The sequence below is a fragment of the uncultured Mailhella sp. genome, from assembly GCF_963931295.1.
Classification (GTDB): Bacteria; Desulfobacterota; Desulfovibrionia; order Desulfovibrionales; family Desulfovibrionaceae; genus Mailhella.
In genome coordinates this window covers 1,988,404-2,013,179 of sequence record NZ_OZ007001.1, presented here as the reverse complement: position 1 = coordinate 2,013,179, position 24,776 = coordinate 1,988,404, and the positions used below count along the sequence as shown (strand labels likewise).

24 protein-coding genes are annotated in these 24,776 nt (G+C 64.1%); all 24 read left to right on the top strand.

Translation table 11 applies throughout. The annotated features are described in order from the left end of the window. The first annotated feature begins 22 nt into the window (after positions 1–22). The 24 genes from ABGT79_RS08410 (at position 23) to ABGT79_RS08295 (ending at position 24,748) form a co-directional block, all read left to right on the top strand. Entirely contained in the window at positions 23–1,078 is a 1,056-nt protein-coding gene (locus ABGT79_RS08410) for a hemolysin family protein (RefSeq protein ID WP_346665804.1), read from the top strand. Between the two features lie 155 nt (positions 1,079–1,233). After that, complete coding sequence (locus tag ABGT79_RS08405) at positions 1,234–1,644, top strand: cytochrome c maturation protein CcmE (protein WP_346665803.1); 411 nt, start codon at positions 1,234–1,236, stop codon at positions 1,642–1,644. An 85-nt stretch (positions 1,645–1,729) separates the two neighbouring features. Then, on the top strand, positions 1,730–3,646 hold the full coding sequence (ccsA, locus tag ABGT79_RS08400; protein WP_346665802.1) for a cytochrome c biogenesis protein CcsA: 1,917 nt from the start codon (positions 1,730–1,732) through the stop codon (positions 3,644–3,646). Between the two features lies 1 nt (position 3,647). Further along, a complete protein-coding gene (locus ABGT79_RS08395; protein WP_346665801.1) occupies positions 3,648–4,292 on the top strand; it encodes an ABC transporter ATP-binding protein in 645 nt (214 codons plus the stop codon). Then, positions 4,286–4,966 (top strand): heme exporter protein CcmB, encoded by a 681-nt coding sequence (locus ABGT79_RS08390; RefSeq protein ID WP_346665800.1) that lies wholly within the window; start codon positions 4,286–4,288, stop codon positions 4,964–4,966. Before ABGT79_RS08395 ends, ABGT79_RS08390 begins: the two co-directional genes overlap by 7 nt. Continuing rightward, on the top strand, positions 4,966–5,664 hold the full coding sequence (gene ccsA / locus ABGT79_RS08385) for a cytochrome c biogenesis protein CcsA (RefSeq protein ID WP_346665799.1): 699 nt from the start codon (positions 4,966–4,968) through the stop codon (positions 5,662–5,664). The genes ABGT79_RS08390 and ccsA (ABGT79_RS08385) overlap by 1 nt, the downstream gene beginning before the upstream one ends. Before the next feature lie 29 nt (positions 5,665–5,693). Further along, the gene (locus ABGT79_RS08380; protein ID WP_294484950.1) at positions 5,694–5,828 is read left to right on the top strand and encodes a CcmD family protein; all 135 of its coding nucleotides are present in this window, start codon (positions 5,694–5,696) and stop codon (positions 5,826–5,828) included. Next, positions 5,821–6,399: a tetratricopeptide repeat protein gene (locus ABGT79_RS08375; RefSeq protein WP_346665798.1), complete on the top strand. Its 579-nt coding sequence runs from the start codon at positions 5,821–5,823 to the stop codon at positions 6,397–6,399. The genes ABGT79_RS08380 and ABGT79_RS08375 overlap by 8 nt, the downstream gene beginning before the upstream one ends. Then, on the top strand, positions 6,396–7,808 hold the full coding sequence (gene mnmE / locus ABGT79_RS08370) for a tRNA uridine-5-carboxymethylaminomethyl(34) synthesis GTPase MnmE (protein WP_346665797.1): 1,413 nt from the start codon (positions 6,396–6,398) through the stop codon (positions 7,806–7,808). The genes ABGT79_RS08375 and mnmE overlap by 4 nt, the downstream gene beginning before the upstream one ends. A gap of 31 nt (positions 7,809–7,839) precedes the next feature. Further along, the gene (locus ABGT79_RS08365; protein ID WP_346665796.1) at positions 7,840–7,986 is read left to right on the top strand and encodes a hypothetical protein; all 147 of its coding nucleotides are present in this window, start codon (positions 7,840–7,842) and stop codon (positions 7,984–7,986) included. A 324-nt stretch (positions 7,987–8,310) separates the two neighbouring features. After that, positions 8,311–8,991: a 3'-5' exonuclease gene (locus tag ABGT79_RS08360; RefSeq protein ID WP_346665795.1), complete on the top strand. Its 681-nt coding sequence runs from the start codon at positions 8,311–8,313 to the stop codon at positions 8,989–8,991. Positions 8,992–9,586: 595 nt separating this feature from the next. Next, positions 9,587–11,650: a DNA mismatch repair endonuclease MutL gene (gene mutL, locus ABGT79_RS08355; RefSeq protein WP_346665794.1), complete on the top strand. Its 2,064-nt coding sequence runs from the start codon at positions 9,587–9,589 to the stop codon at positions 11,648–11,650. A gap of 731 nt (positions 11,651–12,381) precedes the next feature. Then, a complete protein-coding gene (locus ABGT79_RS08350; RefSeq protein WP_294484960.1) occupies positions 12,382–12,645 on the top strand; it encodes an RNA-binding protein in 264 nt (87 codons plus the stop codon). Between the two features lie 257 nt (positions 12,646–12,902). Continuing rightward, positions 12,903–13,391, top strand: a complete 489-nt coding sequence (locus ABGT79_RS08345; RefSeq protein WP_294484962.1) for a glycine zipper 2TM domain-containing protein — start codon at positions 12,903–12,905, stop codon at positions 13,389–13,391. A 59-nt stretch (positions 13,392–13,450) separates the two neighbouring features. Beyond that, positions 13,451–14,005: a hypothetical protein gene (locus tag ABGT79_RS08340; RefSeq protein WP_294484963.1), complete on the top strand. Its 555-nt coding sequence runs from the start codon at positions 13,451–13,453 to the stop codon at positions 14,003–14,005. 393 nt (positions 14,006–14,398) lie between these two features. Next, a complete protein-coding gene (gene rarD / locus ABGT79_RS08335) occupies positions 14,399–15,319 on the top strand; it encodes an EamA family transporter RarD (protein WP_346665793.1) in 921 nt (306 codons plus the stop codon). After that, positions 15,316–16,404: a flavodoxin-dependent (E)-4-hydroxy-3-methylbut-2-enyl-diphosphate synthase gene (ispG, locus tag ABGT79_RS08330; RefSeq protein ID WP_346665792.1), complete on the top strand. Its 1,089-nt coding sequence runs from the start codon at positions 15,316–15,318 to the stop codon at positions 16,402–16,404. Before rarD ends, ispG begins: the two co-directional genes overlap by 4 nt. 10 nt (positions 16,405–16,414) lie before the next feature. Then, positions 16,415–18,154, top strand: a complete 1,740-nt coding sequence (locus ABGT79_RS08325) for a proline--tRNA ligase (protein WP_346665791.1) — start codon at positions 16,415–16,417, stop codon at positions 18,152–18,154. Between the two features lie 374 nt (positions 18,155–18,528). Beyond that, positions 18,529–19,998: an exodeoxyribonuclease VII large subunit gene (gene xseA, locus ABGT79_RS08320; protein ID WP_346665790.1), complete on the top strand. Its 1,470-nt coding sequence runs from the start codon at positions 18,529–18,531 to the stop codon at positions 19,996–19,998. Positions 19,999–20,027: 29 nt separating this feature from the next. Beyond that, a complete protein-coding gene (locus ABGT79_RS08315) occupies positions 20,028–20,930 on the top strand; it encodes a M23 family metallopeptidase (RefSeq protein WP_346665789.1) in 903 nt (300 codons plus the stop codon). After that, positions 20,927–21,160, top strand: a complete 234-nt coding sequence (xseB, locus tag ABGT79_RS08310; protein ID WP_346665788.1) for an exodeoxyribonuclease VII small subunit — start codon at positions 20,927–20,929, stop codon at positions 21,158–21,160. Before ABGT79_RS08315 ends, xseB begins: the two co-directional genes overlap by 4 nt. Before the next feature lie 57 nt (positions 21,161–21,217). Continuing rightward, positions 21,218–22,099 (top strand): polyprenyl synthetase family protein, encoded by an 882-nt coding sequence (locus ABGT79_RS08305; protein WP_346665787.1) that lies wholly within the window; start codon positions 21,218–21,220, stop codon positions 22,097–22,099. A 17-nt stretch (positions 22,100–22,116) separates the two neighbouring features. Continuing rightward, positions 22,117–24,069, top strand: a complete 1,953-nt coding sequence (gene dxs / locus ABGT79_RS08300) for a 1-deoxy-D-xylulose-5-phosphate synthase (RefSeq protein WP_346665786.1) — start codon at positions 22,117–22,119, stop codon at positions 24,067–24,069. Beyond that, positions 24,056–24,748 (top strand): thermonuclease family protein, encoded by a 693-nt coding sequence (locus tag ABGT79_RS08295; RefSeq protein WP_346665785.1) that lies wholly within the window; start codon positions 24,056–24,058, stop codon positions 24,746–24,748. The genes dxs and ABGT79_RS08295 overlap by 14 nt, the downstream gene beginning before the upstream one ends. The last annotated feature ends 28 nt before the right edge of the window (positions 24,749–24,776 follow it).

The window sequence follows — 24,776 nt, the reverse complement described above, 5'->3', positions numbered from 1 at the left end:
AACCTTCAACCCCGGCCCTGCCATGACCGCCCTCATCATCACCATCGTTCTCGCCCTGTCCATTTCCGCGCTCTGTTCCACCATGGAGGCCATGCTCTACTCCATTCCGTGGACCACCCTTGAAAAAATGAAGGAATCAGGTTCACGCTCCGGCAAGATCCTGTATCACATGCGCTCCAACGTGGATCAGCCCATTTCGGCCATCCTCACGCTGAACACCATCGCCAACACCGCGGGCGCGTCGCTCGCGGGCGCGCTGGCCGCCTCGGCCCTCGGGCCGGAAAACATGCCCTACTTCGCCGCGCTCTTCACCGTGCTCGTGCTGCTCTTCGGCGAAATCATTCCCAAAACGCTGGGAGTCTCCTATCCCGGCGCGCTCGGACGCCTGCTGGCGCTTCCCCTTTTCGGCATGACCGTCGTTCTGCGCCCGGCCACCTGGCTTTCCGGACAGATCACCCGGCTCATCACGCCCAAGAAGTCCGGCCCCGAAGCCACCGAAGACGACATCAACGCCATGGCCCGCATCTCGCGGCAGGCGGGCGTGATTCAGGGCTATGAGGAAACGGCCATCCGCAACATTCTCGCCCTCGATCAGAAGCGCGTCCACGACGTGATGACCCCGCGCACCGTGGTGTTTTCCCTTTCGGAAAACTGCACCGTGGACGAAGCCCACGCCATGCCCTCGTTCTGGCATTTCAGCCGCATTCCCGTGTACGCCGAAGACAACGAAGACATCGTGGGCCTCGTGCTGCGCCGCGACGTAGTGCTGCATCGCGACGCCCACGAAGGCAGCATGAAGCTCGGCGAAATCATGCAGCCCGTACACTTCGTGCTCGAATCGCTCACCCTCGACAAGGTGCTCGCCGAGTTTCTGGAACGGCATCAGCACCTCTTCGCCGTGCTCGACGAATACGGCGGACTCGCGGGCGTTATCTCCCTTGAGGACGTCATGGAAGAGCTGCTCGGCCGCGAAATCGTGGACGAAAGCGACGTGGCCGCCGATCTGCGCGCCGTGGCCAGAAGCCGCCGCGCCAAAACCACGGCCTCGGCGCGGAACAAACACGTCGATGAACACTAAACAGGAACAATTCCTACTTGCAAGAGTGCATCAAATCTGTCAGAGTTCTCACGGAACGAAAATAATATTCCTTTGTTCCGCGTTCCCCGGTGACCGGAATCACTGAAAACGGCAGCAACCTGACCGATGCTCGAGGCATCCTCAGGAGGTGAAACATGTCCGCGAAAAACAATCTCCGCATCTATCTCACGGCTTTCGTTCTCCTGGCCGGAGGCGTGGGGTTCATGCTCTGGTCTGCCCTGTCCGAGGGCAGCATGTATCATCTCAACGTATCCGAGGCCGTGGCCATGCCTTCGGAAAAACTGAAGTCCGCCAGACTGTTCGGCGTAGCCTCCGACGACATCGTCAAGGCGCAGAACGGCCTCGGCGCGAGCTTTACGCTGCGCGATCTGGAACATCCCGAAAAGGTCATCCGGGTACACTATCGCGGCGCGCTGCCGGACACCTTTGAAAAAGGCGCGGAAGTCATCGTCGAAGGCCGCATGGAGGGGCGGGACTTCGCAGCGAAAACGCTCATGACCAAGTGCCCCTCCAAGTATGAAAAAAGCAATCGGGAGCACGCCTGACAACAAGGGAACGGCCTGAAACCGTTCCCTTGTTGTCGTCCCGGCTCCCTCACGCCCGTTTTCCTTCCGTCTTTCAGGAGTTTTCATGTATCTTGCCGCCTATATCTGTCTTCTCGTCACCCTGTTCTGTTCTCTGGCGGGCGCGGCCATCGGCACGGCGCAGCTCTGGCAGGGCAGGCATTCCGAACTGCGCTGGCTCGAATACGCCCAGGGGCTCGGCTCCCTCTGTCTGCTCGCCGCCTCCGGCGTACTGATGTACGCCCTCGTGGTCAGCGACTTTTCCGTGGACTACGTGGCAAGCTACACCGACAGGGCCCTCTCGCTCTTCTATCGCTGCACCGCCTTCTGGGGCGGACATGAAGGCTCCCTCATGTTCTGGGCCCTCATGGTTTCCGTGTGCGGCACCGCCTTTCTCTTCACCCGCACCTACCGCAGCCTCTCCCTGGAAACCCGAAGCTGGTTTCTCGTGTTCTTCCTCGCCATCATGGCCTTCTTCGGCCTGCTGCTCTCCACCTGGAGCAATCCCTTCCTCGTCACCGTGCCCGCTCCGGCCGACGGTCAGGGCCTCAATCCTCTGCTGCAGAACCCCGGCATGATCTTCCATCCTCCGCTGCTCTTCCTCGGCTACGGCGGTTTCGTCATTCCCGGCTGTCTGGCCCTCGCCCAGGCCATGAGCTCCGAAAAGGATCCCATGCACTGGCTCGACGTGGCCCGTCCCTTCACCCTCACCGGCTGGCTCTTCCTCACTGCGGGCATCGTGCTCGGCGGCTGGTGGGCCTACATGGAACTCGGCTGGGGCGGCTACTGGGCCTGGGACCCCGTGGAAAACGCCTCGCTTCTGCCCTGGCTCATCGGCACGGCCGCCCTGCACACCGGCATTGTGGAAACAAGACGCGGCAAGCTGCATCGCGTCAACATCTTCCTCATGAGCCTCACCACGGTTTCGGCCTTCTTCGCCACCTATCTCGTGCGCGGCGACGTGGTCAATTCCGTGCACGCCTTCGGCGGCAACGGCACGGGCCCCTATCTGCTCTTCTTCGTGCTGGCCTTCCTCGTGGTCATCACCTTCATCTCCGCGCTCGCCAAAGATGAAAGCAACCGCGAGCTCGGCGGCCTCGAAACCCGTGAAGGCTTCGTGGTCATGACCGTGTGGCTGCTCATGGCCCTCGGCCTCATCATTCTGCTCGCCACGCTCTGGCCGGTCATCAGCAAGCTCTGGACCGAACGCCCCGTCGGTCTGGATCAGCACTTCTACAACCGAGTTTGCCTGCCGCTCTTTACCGTGATGCTGGCCATTCTCGTGGCCTGCCCCTGGCTTCGCTGGCAGGGCGGTCTGCGCAACTGGCGCAAGATGCTCATCGTGCTCGCCGCCTTCTTCGGCGCGCTCGTCGTGTTCTGGCGCACGGGCGTGCAGCAGGCGCTGCCGCTCATGAGCGCCTCGCTCAGCGTGGCCCTTCTGGTCAGCATGGCGCTGCTGCTCGCGGAAAAATCCACCCGCGCGTGGATGCCTTCGCTCATGGCCTGTCTCGTCCACGTCAGCGTGGCTCTCGTGGCCCTCGGCATTTCCTTCTCCGGCCCCTACAAGCAGGAAGTGGAACTGGAACTCGCCCGCGGCGCTGCGGCGCAGGTCGGCCCCTACACCGTGACGCTCTCCAATCTCTACGAAGGCCGGGACGCCACCTTTGAATTCATCGAAGCCGAGCTCCAGCTCTCCCGCGACGGCAGCGTGGTGGGCACGGTGTCGCCGCAGCGCCGCCTGTACGACAAGTTCCCGCGCTACGCCTTTTCGGAAGCCACCACGCATCCTTCCCTCGGCAGCGAATTCTACGCCACCCTGCTCGGCGTGAACGGCACGAAGGCCGTGCTGCGCATGAGCGCCAATCCGCTGGTCAACTGGCTGTGGATAGGCGGCGCGCTCATGAGTCTGGCTCCGCTGCTCGGCCTGCGCCGCAGGCGCCGTCCCCAGGACGCGGCAGATCAGCCGGAAGGCGCGGACAACTGACATGGACGAGGTTCGCCCTCTTCTGGAACTTCGCGGCGTGGCCAAGGCCTTCGGTCCGAGGCTGCTGTTCCGTCGCGTCGATGTGGCGCTCATGCCGGGCACGCTCAGCCTGCTGGCCGGAGCCAACGGCGCGGGCAAATCCACGCTCATGCGCGTGATGGCGGGCCTCACGAAGCCGGACGCCGGTTCCGTGAAGCGCCTCGTGCCCGAAGAAAAGCTCGGGTACATGGCGCACGCCACCTTCCTTTATCCGGGGCTGGACGCGGAGGAAAATCTGCTTTTCTGGGCCCGGGCCGCAGGGCTCGACCGTCCCGTGGAGCGCGCCCGCAGGGCGCTGGAAACCGTGGGACTCGCCAAACATGCCCATGAGCGGGCGGGAATCTTTTCCCGGGGCATGGCGCAGCGGCTCAATCTTGCCCGTCTGCTGCTCTCCGAACCCTCGCTCATTCTGCTCGACGAACCGGCCACCGGCCTCGACGTCTCTTCGCGCCGCATGCTCATGGAACTCATGCTGAAGGCCAGAAGCGAAGGCGCGGCCGTGCTCTGGATAAGTCACGACACGGCCTCGGACGCCCGTCACGCCGACCGCATACTCACGCTGGAAAACAGGTCTCTCAAAGAAGAAGCGGGAGGACTCTCATGCTGAAGTGCGCTCTCGCCCTCTGCGGCAAGGATCTGAAGCTCGTTCTTTCCCGCGGCGCAGGCCTCATGCAGGCTCTGCTGCTCGGCCTGCTGCTCGTGTTCCTGTTCAGCCTGTCGCTGAACGCCGGGGACAGACTCAGTCCGCAGGCGGCCGCCGCCATGTTCTGGCTGGCCTCGGCCTTCTGCCAGGTGCTCATCTTCAACATGCTCTACGCCGTGGAGGAAACCGCTCAGGCCAGACTCGGCCTCGTGCTGCTCCCCGCGCCCGTGCAGGGCGTGTGGCTCGGCAAGGCGCTTGCCGGGCTGCTGCTCATGGCCGTGGCGCAGTGCGTGTTCGTGCCCGCGGTGTTCGTCTTTCTCGGTCAGCATCTCGGCTCCGCCTGGCTCTTCGCGCTGATGGGCATCGCCCTCGGCGACGTGGGCATGGCGGCGTCCGGCTCCCTGCTCGGCGCGCTTTCCGTGGGGCGCGGCGGAAGAGAGTCGCTGCTGTCCATCGTGCTTTTTCCCCTGCTTGTGCCCATGCTGCTTGCCGGCGTGCGTCTTGTTTCCATGGGCATCGACCCCGACCCCATGCTCGACGACGCCCTGCGCTGGATCGGTCTTGCCGCCGCCTTCGACGGACTGTTTCTCGCCGCCGGGCTTCTTCTCTTTCCCTTCGTTTACAGCGGAGACGACTGATGCTTCATTCCCGCACCGCCATTCTCGCCCTCCTCGGCGGCCTTGCCCTCGCCGCGTGTCAGTGGCTCATTTTTGTGTACGCCCCTGAAGAACAGGTCATGGGCATGGCCCAGAAAATCTTCTACATTCATCTGCCGCTGGCCTGGTGGGGGCTCATCAGCTTCGGCCTTGCCTGCGTCGCGGGCGCGCTGTACCTGAAAACCCGCGCCCCGAAGTACGATCTGCTTTCCGCCTCCGCCGTGGAGCTGGGCATGCTCTTCTGCACGCTCACGCTCATTACGGGCTCCATCTGGGGGCGACACTCCTGGGGCGTGTGGTGGACGTGGGATCCGCGCCTGACCACGGCCCTCATCCTGTGGTTCATCTACGCGGGCTGCATGGCGCTGCGCTCCATGCCCATGCCGGAAAACCGCCGCGCGGCGCTGTGTTCCGTGGTGGCCATCGCCGGTTTTCTCGACGTGCCGCTGGTGTTTCTGTCGGCCAGACTGTGGCGATCCATTCATCCTGCGGTGTTCGCCTCACAGGGCGGCGGACTCGAACCCGAAATGGCCGTGGCCGTCATCGCATGCGTGGCGGGCTTCGGCGTGCTGTGGCTCGCCCTGCTGCTGGTGCGCTACCGGCAGATGGCGCTCGGCCGCAGGCTCGACGCCCTGATGTTTGAACGTATGATGGCCGATTCCGAAAACGAACAACTCTGATACTGCGCCGAAAGGCGGGGAGACATACCATGACTGCGGTTTCCTGGCTTATGGCGGCAAACGCCGCGCTCTGGATAGGACTCGGGCTGTACACGGCCTTCCTTGCCGCCTCACAGAAGAGGCTTGAACGTCGTCTTTCCCAGTGGGAGGCCGACCATGACTAATTCCTCCCGCCGCATCGTTCTGGGAGCTCTCGGGCTCGGCATCGTGGTCATGTTCGCGCTCTCCATCGCCTGGCGCATGGGCGATCATCCGCTCATCCGTCAGCGTGCCGCGCAAAGTTCCGCCGCCGCGGACGCGCCGCGCAGCATGATGGAACAGGGTGCGGACTCCCCGCAGGGGCAGGCAGTGATGAGCCTCATGCAGAAAATGAAGGACAACCCCAACGACGTGGACACGCTGCTGGAAATCGCCCGCATCTTCGCCGAGCAGGGCGACAACGAAGGCGCCAAAAGCATGACGGAACGCGCGCTCGTCGCCGCGCCGTCGAACGCGAGACCGCCCTACATCATGGGCGTGCTTCTCTCCCGCGAAGGCGCATGGGATGAAGCCGCCAGGCAGCTTGAGCGCTCCATCAGCCTGAAGGACGACGCCGCCACCCGCTACAGTCTCGCCGTCATCTACCGCTACCACCTCAAGCAGGAAAGCAAGGCCCGCGAGAACTATGAAATTGCGGCCCGGATCTGCGAAGATCCGGCGCTGGCCTCCATGATCAAGGCGGAGCTCGACAAATGAGCGCCGACGGACATTTCGAGGCGGCGGACACCATAGCGGCCGTGGCCACGGCTCCCGGGGCCGGCGGGGTCGGCGTCATACGCCTGTCCGGCCCGAAGTCGCACGACATCCTGCGCGCCATGTTCCGCCCTGCGGGCAAAAACTTCCGGGACTTCACTCCGCGCATGCTGCATCACGGTCACGTGCTCGACGCCGAGGGCCGCGAAGCGGACGATGCGCTCGTGGTGTTCTTTCCCGGGCCGCATTCCTTCACCGGCGAAGACTGCGCCGAAATTCAGGGGCACGGCGGCCCGGCCGTGCTGGCCGCGCTGCTCGACTCCGCGCTCTCGCGCGGCGCGCGCATGGCCGAACGCGGCGAGTTCACCCGGCGCGCGTTTCTGAACGGGCGCATGGATCTCTCCCAGGCCGAAGCCGTGGCCGAAATCATTGCCGCGCCCTCGCGCGAAGGGGTGTACCTCGCGTCGGCCAAGCTGGACGGTCTTCTCGGCCGCCGGGTGGAGGCGCTGCGGGAAAGGCTCGAATATCTGCGGCAGCGCGTCTGCCTCGCCATCGACTTTCCCGACGAAGAGGGCGAATGCCTGCCGCCGCAGGAGTTCACCGCCATTGCCGACGAAGTGGCCGCGGGCATCCGCGCGCTGCTCGCCGGATACGAAAGGGCCCGCTGCTGGCGCGAAGGCGCGCTCGTGGTTCTGGCCGGCCGGGTGAATGCGGGCAAGTCGAGCCTCATGAACGCCTTTCTCGGCCGCGAGCGCGCCATAGTCACGGAAAAGCCGGGCACCACGCGCGACTATCTTGAAGAACAGACCACGCTGGCGGGACTGCCCGTGCGCCTTGTGGACACCGCAGGGCTGCGCGATCACAGCGAAGACAGCATCGAACTTGAAGGCATGCGCCGCGGCCGCGAACTCGCGAAGAACGCGCGCTGCGTGCTGCTCGTGCTCGACGGCTCGCTCTCCCGCGAAGCCGGAGACCTCGACGACACCTTCCGTGCCGAAGGCGCGCTCGTGGACGAACTGGGGCCGGAACGCTGCCTCGTGGTCTGGAACAAGGCCGATCTCTGCCCGCTGCCGGAGAGCGCGCGCCGCTTCCACGGCGCAGACGTGCTGCCCGTCAGCGCACGCAGCGGCGAAGGCGTGGACGAACTTGCCGCCGCCATCCGACGCCTCTGCCTCAAGGACGAAACGCCGGAAGAAGGCGACATTGCGCCCAATCTCCGTCAGGCAAGTCAGCTCCGCCGGGCGCTCGAAGCGCTCGAAGCGCTGAAAAAGGCCATCGCCCTGTCCGTGCCGCCGGATCTTTGCAGCATCCATCTGGAAACTGCCAGCGCGCATCTGGCGGACATTACCGGTCTGAACAGTACGGAAGACACGCTGAACGCCATTTTCTCTTCCTTCTGCATAGGCAAGTAACCCGGCAAAACAGCGCGCACCCCGGTCTCCCATGAATGCCGACGCGCGGAAAACGGAAGCGCTTTCTGCGCCGTCGCGCGACGTTGCCGGAAAAAACAGGCATGCTGCCGCAGCGGCTTTCTTGTCGAATGTTGAAACGCGGCAGAATCGCCGCAACAACGCCCTGCGCGATTCTTGAAGATGGCGTCATCGACGCGTTTTTCCGCCTCCGGACTCTCATCGGCGTCCGGAGGCGGAATATTTGTCTTCAATCTCTGCAACGCATAAGCCTCCCGAGAGGCAACAGACGACGAACAGAGCCTGAAGGAACGCTTGCCGCCTCCGCGCTCCGGCAATACCGGGGAAAACGAACGCATGCCGGCGAGTTTTTGCATAACGTATCGTTATTTTTACCGTAACTGTCCGGCAGAACATACGTTCCCCCACGGACTCCGCCAGAGCGGCAGCAGACGGCTTGCCCCCTCTGTCTTTCCATGCTAGTCTCGCCAGAAAGGTATTATTTATGTCCGGCAACAACGCATCTTCCCCGTCCCGCGCACCGCATCGACAGTCGCTCTCGCCCGTCGTTCTTCAGCCGTCCCTGAGCAAGGAGGAAATCAACCTTCTCCCCCTCCGCGCGTGGGAAGGTCCCGTCGTGCTCGTGCAGGACGAAAACGCGCTGGCCGCAGCGCTGAACGATCTGTGGCAGGAAAACGTGCTCGGCTTCGACACCGAGACCCGCCCCACCTTCACCAAGGGCAAGACCTGCCGCCCGGCCCTCATTCAGCTTGCCACGGCGGAAACCGTGTACCTCATTCAGCTCACGCACACGCCTTTTTCCGAAGACGTAGCCGAACTGCTTTCCTCTCCCCGCGTGCTGAAGGCCGGCGTGGCCATTCACGACGACATGAAGGCCCTTGCCCGCATTCATCCCTTTGCGGCCGACGGCGTGGCGGACCTTGCCGCCATGGCCCGCGCGCGCGGCATTCAGGCACAGGGCCTGCGCACTCTGGCCGCCAATCTGCTGGGCTTCCGCATCAGCAAAAGCGCCCAGTGCTCCAACTGGGAAAACCACGAACTCACCGTGCAGCAGATAAAATACGCCGCCACCGACGCCTGGGTGGGACGCGAACTGTATTTCCACATGCTGCGTCAGGGCGGCAGTCAGCCGCCGCGTCAGCGCAAGGCCAAAAAATCCGCCTGATCCCGCCGCAAGGCGCACTTTCCTCATCAGCGCCCGCCCGACCCGGGAAGGAACCGCGCGCCGAACGGAGCGCGGCAACAGTCCAGGACCCGGCAGCCCGAAGGGTGTTGCGCGCCCAAGACTCGGAGCTCCGGACGAGATGTTCCCAGGACGAGGCGATCCCAGAAATGCGCCCCTGTGCGTCCTCCCGGCGGCGCGCTCACAAACGGCGGTTCACGCTCACAAAGGGCAGCGCGCGTTGCCGAACGCCGAAGCACGTTTCCTACCGCTGACGTCTTCCTCTGAAAAACGCAATTTTTCCCCCGCCGTGACGGTCTGCCGCGTTTGTCCAGCTCCGGCGCGCCGAACGTTCCCACGCCTCACGCGCCGCGTACGGCCCGCCGCCTGTCTTTCCCCTTTTCCCGCGCCCCTCTGCCGCAGCTTCACCCCGACTCTCCCCGCAACGCTCCCGGCCCGCCGGGCGATTCCGACGATCAGCAACAGCCGCCCCTCTTTTCCGCCGACGCGCCGCTTCTCTTTCCCCGTCTTGACTTCCTGACGTTTCGCCCGAAAATATCAATCGCAACGCCGCGCGTCACTCAAGCAAAGGACTCCCATGAACACGAACGCCCAAAAAATCATCCGCCTGCTTCCTCCCGAACTTTCCAACCAGATCGCCGCCGGCGAAGTGGTGGAACGTCCGGCCAGCGTGGTCAAGGAACTTGTGGAAAACAGCCTCGACGCCGGAGCCACCAGCGTGCTGGCGGAACTGGAAAACGGCGGTCAGACCATGATCCGCGTGACCGACAACGGCCGCGGAGTGAGCGGCGATCAGCTGGAGCTCGCCGTGACCCGTCACGCCACCAGCAAAATCGCCGACGTGGCCGATCTCATGAACATCCGCTCCTACGGCTTCCGCGGCGAGGCCCTGCCCAGCATTGCGTCCGTGTCGCGCTTCCGCATGACCTCCGCTCCACTGGAGGACGACGGCTCCACCGGCGAGGCCTTCTGCATCGACGTGCTCTACGGCTCCATCCGCTCCGTGGCCCCGGCGGCGCTCAATCAGGGCACCGTGGTGGAAGTTTCCGAGCTGTTCTCCAACATTCCTGCACGACTGAAATTTCTGAAAACGCCCGCCACAGAGCAGAAAAAAGCGCAGGAACTCTTCACCAGACTCGCCCTCGCCCGCATGGACGTCGGCTTCACGCTCAAGGCCGGTTCCCGGGAGCTCGTCCGCTTCGAGGCGGGGCAGACGCTCGCCCAGCGCATGGCCCTGCTGTGGCCGCCCGCCGTGGTGGACGCCCTGCGTCCCTTCGACGTGACGACGTCGGGCATGCATCTGCACGGTCTCACCTCCGATCCGCGCTCCTCACAGCCGCGCGCCGACCGCATGCTCTTCTACGTGAACGGCCGCGCCGTCAACGACAGGCTGCTCATGCGCGCCGTGCGTCAGGTCTATCAGGGCCGTCTCACCAGCCGCGACTATCCGCAGACCGTGCTGTTCATCGACATGCCGCCCGAGGAAGTGGACGTCAACGTGCATCCCGCCAAGAACGAAGTCCGCTTCCGCGACGAGCAGACCGTGTTCGCCGCCGTGCTGCGCGCCGTGGGCAGCGCGCTTGCGGGCGTGCCGCTCGCTTCCGAACGCTTTGCCGAACGCGCGGACGCCCCCGCCGTGCAGGAAAAGGAACGCCCTGCGCGCCCGCTGGGCTTCTGGGGCGAGGCCGACGCCGTGCGCGTGATGCCGAAGCAGAAAACGCCGCCCCGCGCGTCCTTTGACTTTCAGGACGACGGCCCCGCAGGACTTCGCGAACGCAGCATGCCCGAACGGGACTTCGTCACCGGGCGATCGAACAAAAGCGTCGTCCGCGAAAAGACGGGCTTTGCCGTGCCGCATCCTCGCTCCGCATCCGTGCCGCCCCTTCCCGTGAACCGGGAGTCGGAAGACGCCGAACCTTTTGTCGAGTCCTCGGAAAGCCTGACGACCGAAGCGCAGCCTGCGCCCTCCGCGCCCGTTGCGACGCCTGCGGAGGCAACAGCGACTGCGCCGGAAATCAAGGCCGCGCCGAAGCCTCTCGATCTCCCGCTGCCGGAGGCGCGCCCAGAGCAGAGCGCGGACGTCTCGCCCCTGCGCGGCTTCCGCTATCTCGGTCAGGTGGCCCGCACCTATCTCGTGCTTTCCCAGAACGACGACACGCTGCTGATTCTGGATCAGCACGCCATGCACGAACGCATCTTCTATGAAAAGTTCCGCAACGGCGGCTCGCGCGGCGTGGCGCAGCCGCTGCTCGTGCCTCTCAAGATGGATCTGCACCCCGCGGAGACGGAACGCCTGCTGGAGATTCGGGACAACCTGCTCAAGCTCGGCTTTGAAACCTCGTGCCGGGGCAATCAGTGCCTCGTGCAGACCATGCCCCCGGAAATGGATCGCGCCGAAGCCTCGGCCTTTCTGCGCGAGGCGCTCTCCGGACGCGTGGACGATCTGGAGGGCGTGTGGATTCATCACGCCTGCGCCACGGCCATCCGCGCAGGACAACATCTCACGCCCGACGACGCCATGCATCTCATCCGGCAGTGGCTGCGCACGGAATCGCCGGACTTCTGCCCCCACGGCAGACCCTGCGCCGTGACGCTGGAAAAGGCCGATCTCGAAAAGCTGTTCAAGCGTCGGCAGTCCTGACCTTCGCCGGAAGAGGCGCGCCCTTTTGCCGAAGCGCCGCTGCTTCCTTTGGCGCGCACGGCCCGCGGCGGCAGCCCCCCCTGCCCGTTCTCCGCTTGCGCGCCGAGCGCCGTGCAGCCAGCCAAGAACTGCCCGCCTCCGAAACCTTCCTCCGTCTGAGCGCCGATGCCGCGTGCCGCCTCTTTCTTGCATGAATCCTGCGCCGTCCGCCGCTCCCCTGTCCGACTCGCGCTGCCGTAAATCGGCCGTCTTTCCGCGCCTGCCCGCGCCGAAAACGGCTCAGCCGCCCTTTTGGCGGCTCCGTGCGCCGCAAAACCGCCCGCCGCGCGGAACGCACCGTTCACGACTTCATTCACAAGCTCAGACGCACAAGTATAATTCACTCATATCACTCAACATTTATTTTTCTTCCGATATTTCGACCCGCCCGCCCTTTCCGCAGGGGATGCGCTCTGAGGCGCACTGATTCCGGCTATCTGAGGCATATTTCTTCTCCTCCCCAAAAAATATCTGAAATTCTCTCCAGATTTCTTTCCGACACGGCATATTTATTTGCAATAACAGGGAAAAAAAGAACTTTCCGGGCTGATAAAATGAGAAAAAAATACCAAAGACGCATTGACTTGATCTTGCCGTTGGGGCATAGCTGATAGACAGGAGAGACACTCTGGGCAATCGGTTTGCCGGAGCAGGGTGTGGGTTTTAGATTTCTTTTGTGTGAGGTTTTTCTCATGGCCAAGTCTATTTATGTCGGGAATCTTCCCTGGTCCGCCACCGAAGAGCAGGTTCAGAATCTTTTTGCCCCTTACGGCAACGTGCTCTCCGTAAAGCTGGTGAGCGACCGTGAAACCGGGCGTGCCCGTGGTTTTGGTTTTGTCGAGATGGAAGATCCCGCGGCCGCTGCCGCCATTGAAGCTCTGGACAACACCAGCTTCGGCGGACGCACCCTGCGCGTGAACGAAGCGAAGCCCCGTGCTCCCCGTCCCCGCTACTAGTTGCTGAGGCTGTCCAAGCAGCCTTGTTCCACCCCGGCTTGCCGGGGTCTTTTATTTAATGCCGTGCAACTTCTTCGCCGCGCCTTTGTCCGCACACAGAACAGGTGCAGAACGAACGACCGCCCCGCCGCAGGCGCAGGGCCAGCCGGATTTTCCGCGTGCAGAAGCAGCGCAAGGCGTTCTTAACTGGACATTCCCCGCAAGCTGGTTATGATGGAAGCACTCTTGTTTCCACTTCGTCTTTACAGGAGACTGTTATGCGTTTTCGTAAGTCGTCGGCCCTGATTCTGGCCGCAGCCATGGCGGTCGCCCTTCCCGCGCTTCCGGGATGCGGACCGCAGCTCGGCGGTTACGACTACAACGCCGGTGAAGCGCGTCAGTCCTTTACCGTGTACCGCGCCACGGCTACGGAAGTCAGGGAAGTCAACATCAACAGCGGCGCAAGCTCCAAGCAGACCGTCGGCGGCGTCATCGGCGCCATTGCTGGCGGCGTCATCGGCAGCACCATAGGCAGCGGCTCCGGCCGCACCCTCGCCACCGTGGGCGGCGCGCTGCTCGGCGGCGCAGCAGGCGCAGGCGCGGGCAATCTCGCCTCGCAGCAGACCGGCCTGCAGATCACCGTGCGCTACGACAACGGCAGCGAAGAAGTCATCGTTCAGGGCAAGGATCCCTACATCACTCCCGGCCAACGCGTGCGCATCGTCGTGGGAGCCAACGGCACCCGTCGCGTCGAACCTGAATACTGATCCTCCGCAGGATCCATATTTATCCTTTTCCGTAACACCATCTACTCTGGGAGGACCAGATGCTTGATCCGAAACAGTGCGTTCTTTTCAGCGGCGGCGCTGCCGGCGCTGAACAGTTCTTTGGAGCTCAGGCCGAAGCCTGGGGCATCGAAGAGGTCAACTACAGCTTTGAAGGCCATCAGATAGAGCGCACGCGCGGCGTTCGCGTGCTCACTCAGGACGAACTGGCGCTCAAGGACGTCAGCATGACCTATGTTTCCCGCCTCATGGGCCGCGAATACACCCGCGCTCCGCTGTTCCGCAAAGTCCTCCAGTCCATCTGCTGGCAGGTGAGCAGCGGCAGCGAAGTGCTCGTCGTCGGTGAAATTCAGGAAGACAAGACCGTCAAGGGCGGCACCGGCTGGGGCGCGGAATTCGCCAAGCTGTGCAACAAGCCCCTGCTCGTCTTCGATCAGAAGAAGGACGCCTGGTTCCGCTGGATCAACGACGAATGGGTGAAGAAGGACGATCCCATCATCAAGCATTCGCGCTTCACCGCCACCGGCACCCGCTTCCTGGAAGCCAACGGCCGCCGGGCCATCGTGGAGCTCTACGCCCGTTCCTTCAACCGCTAGTCTTTCCGGCCTCGTCTTCGGGCCGTCCGCGTCGCGGACGAAACGTTCCGAAGCGCCTTTTTGTTCACGCGCAGTCCGCTCTTCCGCCCCACCGCGGAAGAGCGGACTTGCTGGTTACGGACGCTCGCGCCGCCAGAACGCCAGGCGCCCCCTGCGCTGCCGCAAGGAGACGCAGGCCGAAAAAAGCGCGTTTCGCCGCCCAGCCACCTCCCGCGCCGCGAAGGCGTCTGTTTCGGGCCGGGAGATTCCGCGAGCCGACGGCGCTTGTCTGAGAGAAACAGACTCCTCTCATGGGCGTTTCCGCCGCGCCGAAGCCTTTGCCGGAAAACGCCCATCCTCCTTTCACGCCCGCCTGAAACATCCGCCCCGCAGAGCGCCCGACCGTCAGTTTTCATGATGCATCTTCACCTCTCCTTCATGCCCAGGGAATGCACCGGCTCCTGCGCGGGAACCGGCGCAGGTCTTGCCGCCCATCTTCTGTGGGGGCTCGCCGTGCTGTTCTGGCCGCTGCTCGGCGCCCTGAATCCCATTTCCATCATGGCCCACCGCATGATCTGGACCGTGATCTTTCTCGGCGCCGTGCTGGCCGTCACCCGTCAGTTTCCGGCCGTGCGCGCCGCCTTTGAAAGCAGACGCACACTGCTCTCCCTCTTTCTTGCCGCCGCGCTGCTCGGCCTGAACTGGAGCGTCTATCTTCTCGCCGTCACCACCGGGCGCATCGTGGAATCCTCTCTGGGCTACTTCATCACTCCCCTGCTCAACGTGCTCATGGGGCGTCTTCTGCTCGGCGAAACACTGTCGCGCGCGCAGGGAGCCGCCGTCGCCCTGGCCGTCGTGGGCGTATCGGCAAGCGTTCTCGCCTACGGCCACATTCCGTGGATCGGCCTCACTCTCGCCTTTTCCTTCGCCTTCTACGGCTACGTGCAGAAAACCCTGCGCATGCCTTCCGCGCCCAGCCTCTTCGTGCAGGCGCTCATGCTCATGCCCCTCTCGCTGCTCTGGCTCGGCTTCACGGAACCGGGCTTCGGCATCGTCGGCTACGGCCCCCTGCGTCCGGTTCTGCTCGCCTGCACCATCGCCTTCACCGGTCTGCCGCTGCTCATGTTCGGCTACGCGGCCCGCCGCGTCACCCTTGCCACCATAGGCATTCTGCAGTACGTCAGCCCGTCCATTTCCTTTCTGCTGGCCATCACCGTGCTCGGAGAAAGCATGAAGCCCTCCGACATGATCTCCTTCCCCGTCATCTGGCTGGCCCTTGTCATCTACACCTGGGACGCGCTACACCATCTGCGCAGCTTCAAGGAGAAAGCATGAACGCTCCCCACAGAAATCACACCCGGCAGCTTCGGCTCGGCAACGTGCTCATCGGCGGCGGCGCGCCCGTCGTGGTGCAGAGCATGACCAACACCGACACGCGCGACGCCACCGCCACGCTGGAACAGATACAAAAACTCTGCGACGCAGGCTGCGAAGTAGTGCGCCTCGCCGTGCCCGACGAAAAGGCCGCCTCCGCCCTGAAAACCATTGCCGACCGCTCTCCCGTGCCCCTTGTGGCCGACATTCACTTCGACTACCGCCTCGCCCTCGCCGCGCTCGACGCAGGCCTCAAAGGGCTGCGCATCAATCCCGGCAACATCGGCGGCGAAGGCCCGGTGGACAATCTGGCCGCGGCAGCCAGGGCCAACGGCGCGGTGATCCGCGTGGGCGTGAACAGCGGCTCCGTGGAGAAGGATCTGCTGGAGCGCTTCGGCGGCCCCACGCCCGAGGCGCTGGTGGAAAGCGCGCTCTCCCACGTGCGCATGCTGGAGAAGCGCGGCTTCTACGACATCAAGGTTTCGCTCAAGTCCTCCTCGGTGACGGACACCATTGCCGCCTACCGTCTCATGGCCGAACGGGCGGATTATCCGCTGCATCTCGGCGTGACCGAGGCGGGCACGCCCATGCGCGGAACCGTAAAATCCGCGGTGGGTCTCGGCCTTTTGCTTTTTGAGGGCATCGGCGATACCATACGCGTCTCCCTCACGGCCGATCCGGTTCGGGAAGTGGCCGTGGCCTGGGAAATTCTGCGCGCCGTGGGCCTTCGCAGCCGCGGCCCGGAAATCGTTTCCTGCCCCACCTGCGGCCGCACGGAAATCGACCTCATCGGCATGGCCGAAAAGGTGGAGGAATACGTGCAGTCCCATCCCGCGGCGGCCGCGAGCCGTCTCAAGATCGCGGTCATGGGATGCGTGGTCAACGGCCCGGGAGAAGCCCGCGAAGCCGACATCGGTCTGGCGGGCGGGCGCGACAAGGGCGTCATATTCCGCAAGGGAAAGGTGCTGCGTTCCGTGAACGGTCAGGACGCTCTGCTTGCGGCTTTTCTTGAAGAACTCGACAAACTTCTTACCCAAAGCAACTGAAGGATCCTCTATGCGCTGGAGCCGTTACTACATCCCCACCCTGAAGGAAGCCCCCGCCGACGCCGAAGTCATCAGCCACAAGCTGCTGGTACGCGCGGGCATGATTCGCAAGCTCACGAGCGGCATCTACACCTGGCTGCCTCTCGGCCTCCGCACGCTGGAAAAGGCCAAGGACATCGTGCGCCGCGAAATGAACGCCGCCGGAGCCATTGAAGTGCTGCTTCCCATGGTGCAGCCCGCCGAACTGTGGCAGGAATCCGGCCGCTGGAAGAAGTACGGCAAGGAACTGCTGCGCTTCCAGGACAGGCATGACCGCGACTACTGCCTCGGCCCCACCCATGAAGAGGTCATGACCGATCTTCTGCGCGGCGAAGTGAAGTCCTATCGTCAGCTGCCCCTGAACCTGTATCAGATTCAGACCAAGTTCCGCGACGAAGTGCGTCCCCGCTTCGGCCTCATGCGCGGCCGCGAATTTCTCATGAAGGACGGCTACTCCTTCGACGTGGACGACGAAGGCGCGAACAGAAGCTACGCTTCCATGAAGGACGCCTATCACAAGATCTTCAGCAGCATGGGCCTCGACTTCCGCCCCGTGGAAGCCGACTCCGGAGCCATCGGCGGCAATTTCTCCCATGAATTCATGGTGCTCGCCGAAACCGGCGAAGACGCCATTGCCGCCTGCACCAACTGGCCGGACTGCACCTGGGCCGCCAACGTGGAGCGCGCTTCCATCAGCACGACCTTCACGCAGGATGAAACGCCCTGCCCCGCCATGGAAGAAGTGGCCACGCCCGGCCAGCACACCATTGAGGAAGTGTGCGCCTTCCTCGGCGTTTCCGCCGACAAGCTCGTCAAGACGCTGCTCTTCATGGCCGACGGCAAGCCCGTGGCCGTGCTGCTGCGCGGCGACCGCGAACTCAACGAAATCAAGCTCGCCCACCTCATCGACGCCGACGACATTCAGTTCGCCACGCCCGAACAGGTGCAGGCCATGACCGGCGCTCCCGTGGGCTTTGCCGGCCCCGCCGGACTCAGGGGCGTGGACAAGATCTACGCCGACAAGGAACTCATGGCTTCCAACGACTGGATTGCCGGAGCCAACAAGGCCGACGCGCACGTGCGTCACCTGAGCCTCGTGCGCGACGTGACCCTGCCCATCGAATGGGCGGATCTGCGCAACGCCGTGGCCGGCGATCCCTGCCCCTGCTGCGGCCGTCCGCTGGAAATCAAGCGCGGCATCGAAGTGGGCCACATCTTCAAGCTCGGCACCAAGTACAGCGAAGCGCTGCACGCCGTGTTCCTTGACGAAAACGGCAAGGAAAGACTCATGATCATGGGCTGCTACGGCATCGGCGTGTCCCGCGTGGTGGCCGCCTGCATCGAACAGAACTTCGACGAGCACGGCATCATGTTCCCGCCGCAGCTTGCGCCCTTCGACGCGCACATCGTGTGCCTTGATCCCAAGAACGCCGACGTGGCCGCCAAGTGCGACGCCATCGACGCGTATCTCACCTCTCTCGGCATGGAAACCCTGTACGACGACCGCGAAGAACGCCCGGGCGTGAAGTTCAAGGACGCCGACCTCATCGGCATTCCCATGCAGATCACCGTGGGCGGCAAGGGCCTTGCGCAGGGCGTGGTGGAAGTGAAGAACCGCCGCACCGGCGAAAAGTCCACCCTTCCCGCCGACAGCTTCGAGCAGGCTTTCCCCGCATGGCGGCAGTCCGTGCTGGACAGCTGGAAGCGCTGACGACGCGAGCCGCCCGGATCTTCGGTTCCGGGCGGCCTTTTTCTCCGCACAGAGCGCGCAAAAACGGAAGACGCGCTGACGCTCTGCGCCGGGCCTGACGGCGCATCGGACGCCGGGCCGGACGCCGAACCTCTTACGCGTTCGCCGCGCCGGACGCAGGATGAAAAGGAGACGTGCGGCCGCTTTGCGAGGGGGCGCGCACTTTTGCCTGCCTCGCCCGCTTATGCGCAGGAGTGGCGCGAAGAGCGGCGCGCAGAAAGGCGAGGGAGTTTCGGCAAGCGTTCCGCGCCGTTCAGGCGCGTTTGCGGCAGAAGCGCTCTTTTCCGGTCACAAATCACGACGGCACCTATTGTCCGCTCCCGGAGGCTATCGACATGGACGCCATTCTCAGCGTGCGGCAGGTCACGGAACGACTGCGTCAGACCGTGGAAAGCCGCTTCCCGTACGTGTGGGTTCAGGGAGAAGTGACCAACCTTTCCCGCCCCTCGTCGGGGCACGTCTATTTTTCCCTGAAGGAAGACGACGCGCTTTTAAACTGCGTATGGTTCAAAAGGCAGCAGAAGGACGAAGCCTTTGATCCGCTCACCGGCGAGGTGTGGGAAGACGGACCGCGCCCCAGTCTCGCCCGCACCATGGAGAACGGACAGACCCTCGTGTGCGCCGGTCGTCTCACCGTGTACGGCGCGCGCGGTCAGTATCAGATGATCGTCGATCTGGCGCAGGCCGCCGGGCTCGGCCTGTGGCATCAGGAATTTGAGGCGCTCAAGCGCAGGCTGGCCGCCGAAGGCCTGTTCGACGCGGCAAGAAAGCGCCCCCTGCCCCGCGAACCCCGCCGCGTGGCCGTGATCACCGCGCCGAGCGGGGCCGCCATCCGCGACTTCATCCGCATCAGCTCAACGCGCGGGCTCGGCGCGGAAATCCGCATTCATCCCGTGCCCGTGCAGGGCGAAGACGCTCCGCCGCGCATCGTGGAAGCGCTCGAAGAGGTGGGGCGCGAAGGCTGGGCCGAAGTGGCGGTGCTCATCCGCGGCGGCGGATCGGTGCAGGATCTGTGGGCCTTCAACGACGAGCGCGTGGCCCGCGCCGTGTACCGCTGTCCCATTCCCGTGCTCACGGGCATCGGGCATGAAATCGATCACAGCATCACCGACTTCACGGCCGACTACGCCGCGGCTACGCCCAGCCACACGGCACAGATTCTCTGGCAGGAGAGGCATGTGCTGGCCCAGCATGTGGACGGCCTGGAAACGGCCCTGCAAAACGCCCTCGACCGCCGACTGAACGAACTTTCCCTGCGCCTGCGGCACGCGGCCCGGGCGCTTGATCTGCTCTCGCCCCGGGAGCGCATGCGCGCGCAGGCGGAACGGCTCGACGACGCGACAAGGCGCATGAAAGCGGCTCTGAACGCTCTGCTGGAAAAGCGCGCCCGCACGCTGGAAACGCTCTTATCAGGCCTGCGCGATCAGAGCGGACGCCTGGACGCGCGGGAAGCGGAGCTCGAACGCCTGTCCCTCCGCCTGCGCGGGGCCGGAGAAGCGCGCCTTCAGCGCGCGCAGGCACAGGCGGAACGCGCGCAGGCCGCGCTTCTTCCCCTCGGCCGCATGATCGGCCTTGCCGAAGAGCGCAGCCTCACCCGTCTGGAGCTTCGCTTGCAGGCGCTTGATCCCTTCGAGCCGCTGCGCCGGGGCTACGCCGTGGCCTTCGACGAAGAAGGCCGCATCCTCCGTTCCGTGTCGGACACCGCGCCCGGCCGCATGTTTTCCGTCACGCTTGCCGACGGCCAGGTCGTCGGCTCCGTCACCGCCGTCACGCCCGAGCCGCCGGACAAAAGCTCCCGGTCGTGACCTCCGCAACCTTCGTCAGAGACTCGCTCATGAAACGCCTTGTTCTTCTTGCCGCGATGCTTCTTTCCCTTGCCGGATTCGCGCAGGCCGCGGAATTTTCCGTGCCTGCAAAGGTCAGTCAGGGGCACGCCTTTCCGGTTTCCATTGCCGACGCCGCTCCCTTTGAAGCCGTGTTTTCCTGGCGCGGCGAACAGTTCCGCGTGCCCGCCGCCCGGGAGGGCGAGCTCTGGAAGGCGGAACTTCTTCTCGCCATGCCCATGGACGCCAAAGGCCGCCATACCGTTTCCCTGCGCGTGAACGGCGAAAAGCGCGACTTTTCCGTAACGGCCGCCTCCGTGCCGTGGCCGAAAAGCATTCTGAAGGTGGCTCCCAAATACGTCGAGCCGCCCCGCGAGGTGCAGGAACAGATTGCCCGCGACGCGGCGAGCAGCCGCAAGGCGCTTGCCTCGCGCACGGAAAAAGCCTGGACGCTGCCCCTGAAAAAACCGGTGCCCGGCGGCGTGACCAGTCCCTTCGGCGGCCGCCGCGTGTTCAACGGCAAGCCCCGCGCCCCGCACAAGGGCACGGACATGCGCAGCCCGGAAGGCGCAAGCGTGCTCGCCGTGGCCGACGGCACCGTGCTGCTCGCCGAACCGCAGTATTTCGGCGGAAACACCGTGTACATAGATCACGGTCAGGGCGTGATAAGCACCTACGCCCACCTTTCCGCCTTTGACGTTTCGCCCGGACAAAGCGTAAGAAGAGGGCAGGTCATAGGACGTTCCGGCTCCACGGGCCGCGTGACCGGGCCGCATCTGCATCTCGGTTTTCTGGTGCAGGGCGTGGCCGTGGACGCCATGCCGCTGTTTCAGGATCCGCCCTCGCTCGTCGGCGGCCCCACACGCAGCATTTTCGATTCCGCCCCAAAGGCCAAGAACCGGAGTTCCCGATGAAGAAAAAAGAACCCACCTTTGAAGAACGTCTGGCGCGTCTTCAGGCCATTGTGACCACGCTGGAAGCGGGCAACAGTCCGCTGGAGGAGAGCGTGGCCCTGTACAAGGAAGGACTCGCCCATGCCGCCGCCTGCCGCGAACAGCTCGAAAAAGCCCGGCACGACATACGCCTCTGCACCGAAGCGGGCGCCGAGCCCTTCGACGCCGGCAGTCAGGAAGACGACGAATAACCCGTACCGCGCAATCCGGCGGCCCCTTCCCGGGGCGGCCCATCACAAGGGGGACATATGCCCGCAGATCTTCGCGGCAGAGTGGAACAGTATCTCTCCGCCTCTTTTCTCGACAAGGAAATACCTTCCCGGCTTTCCGACGCCATGCGCTACAGCCTGCTTGCCGGAGGCAAGAGACTGCGTCCCATGCTCTGCCTGGCCGTGGCCCGCGCCTGTGCCAAGGACAGGGCCGAAGACATCACCGAGGCCCTGCTGCCCTTTGCCGCAGGACTCGAAATGATTCACACCTACTCGCTCATTCACGACGATCTGCCCGCCATGGACGACGACGATCTGCGCCGTGGGCATCCCACCTGCCACAAGGCCTTCGACGAAGCCACGGCCATTCTCGCGGGCGACGCCCTGCTCACCAACGCCTTCAGCCACATGGCGCGCGCCCACGCGCCCGCCGACGTGCTGCTCGAAGCCCTGCGCCTCACCGCCGACGCAGCCGGAGCCGCAGGCATGGCGGGCGGTCAGATGCTCGATCTGGAAGGCGAAGGAAAAAAACTTTCTCTGGAAGAACTGCGCATTCTCAACGAAAAGAAAACAGGAGCTCTGTTGCTGAACGCCTGTGAATGCGGCGCGGTTCTTGCCCAGGCCTCGCCCGAACAGCGACATGCGGCGCGCTGTTACGGCAGTGAATTGGGCATTGCGTTTCAGATTACCGATGATATACTTGACGTCGTCGGCGATGAGGCCACGGTAGGAAAAGAAGTGCGTCACGATGCGGAAAGCGACAAAGCCACCTGGCCGTCCCTCGTCGGTCTGGAAGAGGCCCGCCGCCTGGCCCGCGTTCACTGCGAGGCCGCCGAAAAGGCGCTGGGCGAGCTGTTCTCCGGCCCCGACGCCGACTTTCTCCGCGAAACCGCACGCAAACTTGTCAACCGCACGCACTAGCCGCCTCAAGGATTCCCATGACCGACACGTCTCTGCTCTCCAGCCTGCATCTGCCCGAAGACATTCCCGGGCTTTCCCTTTCCCAAAAGCAGGAACTGGCGCAGGAACTGCGGGACACCATCATCCGCGTGGTCACGAACAACGGCGGTCATCTGGCTCCCTCGCTGGGAGTGGTGGAACTCACCATTGCCCTGCTCTCCTGCTTTGATGCCGCCCGCGATCCCATCGTGTGGGACGTCGGCCATCAGAGCTACCCCTGGAAAATTCTCACCGGCCGCGCCGACCGCTTCGACACTCTGCGCCGCTACGGCGGCCTTTCCGGCTTTCCCAACCGTTCGGAAAGCCCCTACGACTACTTCGGCGTGGGCCACGCCTCCACGTCCATTTCCGCGGCCCTCGGCATGGCCGCGGCGCGCGATCTGCGCGGCGGCAAGGAACACGTGGTCGCCGTCATCGGCGACGGCGCGCTCTCCGGCGGCATGGCCCTTGAAGCCCTGAATCAGGCCGGAGGCATGGGCCATCGCCTCATCGTCATTCTCAACGACAACAAGATGTCCATTTCCGAGAACACGGGCGCGCTTTCCCGCTTTCTCAGCCGCAACCTCTCCCACAGCACGGTCATGCACATCAAGCAGCACGTGGCCAAAGTGCTCTCCCGCCTGCCCAAGGGCGACTCCATCGTGGACATCATCCGCAAGGGCGAGGTCAGCTTCAAGTCGTTCTTCACGCCGGGCATGCTCTTCGAGGCCTTTCAGTTCAACTACATAGGCCCCATCAACGGTCACGACATCGCCCAGCTGGAACGCCATCTCGAAGCCGCCAAGCAGCTCGACATGCCCGTGCTTCTGCACATCCGCACGCGCAAGGGCAAGGGCTACGGCCCCGCGGAAAACGATCCTTCGCATTTTCACGGCATTTCCGCCTCCGTGGCCGACGAAATCAGCGTGCCTCCCCAGCCGAACGGCTGGAAGCCTTCCGGCCCGGGATTCAGCCAGGCGTTCGGCAGCACCCTCTGCACGCTCGCGGAAAAAAATCCGCGACTCTTCGCCATCACTGCGGCCATGCCCGACGGCACCGGTCTTCAGGAATTTCACCTCCGCTTCCCCGAACGCTTCGCCGACGTGGGCATCTGCGAGGAACACGCCGTCACCTTTGCCGCCGGCCTTGCGTCCCGGGGCTACCATCCGGTGGTGGCCATCTATTCCACGTTCATGCAGCGCGCCTACGATCAGATCATTCACGACGTGTGCCTGCAAAATCTGCCCGTCACCTTCTGCCTCGACCGCGCTGGCCTCGTGGGCGAAGACGGCCCCACCCATCACGGAGCCTTCGATCTCTCGTGGCTGCGCGTAGTGCCGAACCTCACCCTCGGCGCGCCCCGCGACGAAGCGGCCCTGAGCGCGGCCCTTACCATGGCCACAGGCATGGATCAGCCCGTGGCGCTGCGCTATCCGCGCGGCTCCGGGCGAAAGCTCGACGCCTCGAACATGAAATTTGCCGACGCCATAGTAAAAAACGTCGGCTATCCCGCTCCCGGCAAAGGACAGCTTCTGCTGCGCGGCAACACGCGCGTGACCGTGCTCGTGACCGGACAGCGCGCCGTGCCCTGCATGGAGGCGGCCCTGCTTGTGGCGCAGAAAACCGGACTGCTGGCCTCGGTATTCGACGCGTGCTGGGTCAAACCGCTGCCGGAAAAGCAGATTCTCGACCTCGCCGCCGAAAGCGACGCCCTGCTGCTCGTGGAGGAAAACAGCCGCATCGGCGGCTTCTCCTCCGCCGTGCTGGAACTGCTTGCCGACAACGACTGCCTCGGTCGTCTGAAAATACGTCGGCTCGGCCTTCCCGACCGCTTCATTCCCCACGGCCCGGTACGCCGACTGCGCGCCGATGTGGGAATCAACGTTTCCGGCATAGCCTCGGCATTGAAAGAGCTTTTGCCGTCGCCCGCATCCGCCCATGAAAAAACGTAGATCCTTCTTCCCCCGCAGACGAAAGAGTTCCGGCCGTTACGGACTGGAAGCCGCCATTTTGTGCGTGCTGCTCATGGTTGCGGCCTATGTGAGCAACGCCGAATGGTCGCCGAACGCGCCGACTACGCCCGCCAGAGCGGAAAAACAGGTGGCCGACGCGCAAAGGGCCATCTTCAACAGCATCAAGAACATCCGGGCATCCTCAGCAGGAAAGTCCGCGCCCGTGGCCGACGAGCGGGAATACCGCCTCGTGCGCGCCTCCGACGGCGACAGCTTCGTGCTCAAGGACGGCAACGGACGCACCATCCGTGTGCGCCTCTACGGCATCGACGCGCCGGAAAGCCGTCAGCCCTACGGCAAGCAGTCGAAGGCCCACCTGCTCTCCCTCATTCAGAATCGCCCCCTGCGCCTGAAAACCATGTATCTGGACAACTACAAGCGAACCGTTTCCCTGGTCTATCTCGCAGACAAAAACGGCATCGACGAGCTGTCCGTCAATCAGCGGCAGGTGCAGGCGGGCATGGCATGGGTGTACGACTACTTCTGCACGAGCGACATCTGCAAAACCTGGAAGCTCGAAGAGGCCATGGCCCGCAAGGAACGCCTCGGCCTCTGGCAGGACAGCGATCCCACGCCGCCATGGCAGTGGCGTCGAGAGCAGAAAAAGAAGAAAAAGTAAGCTGATAACCGGGCGACGGCGGCCCTGC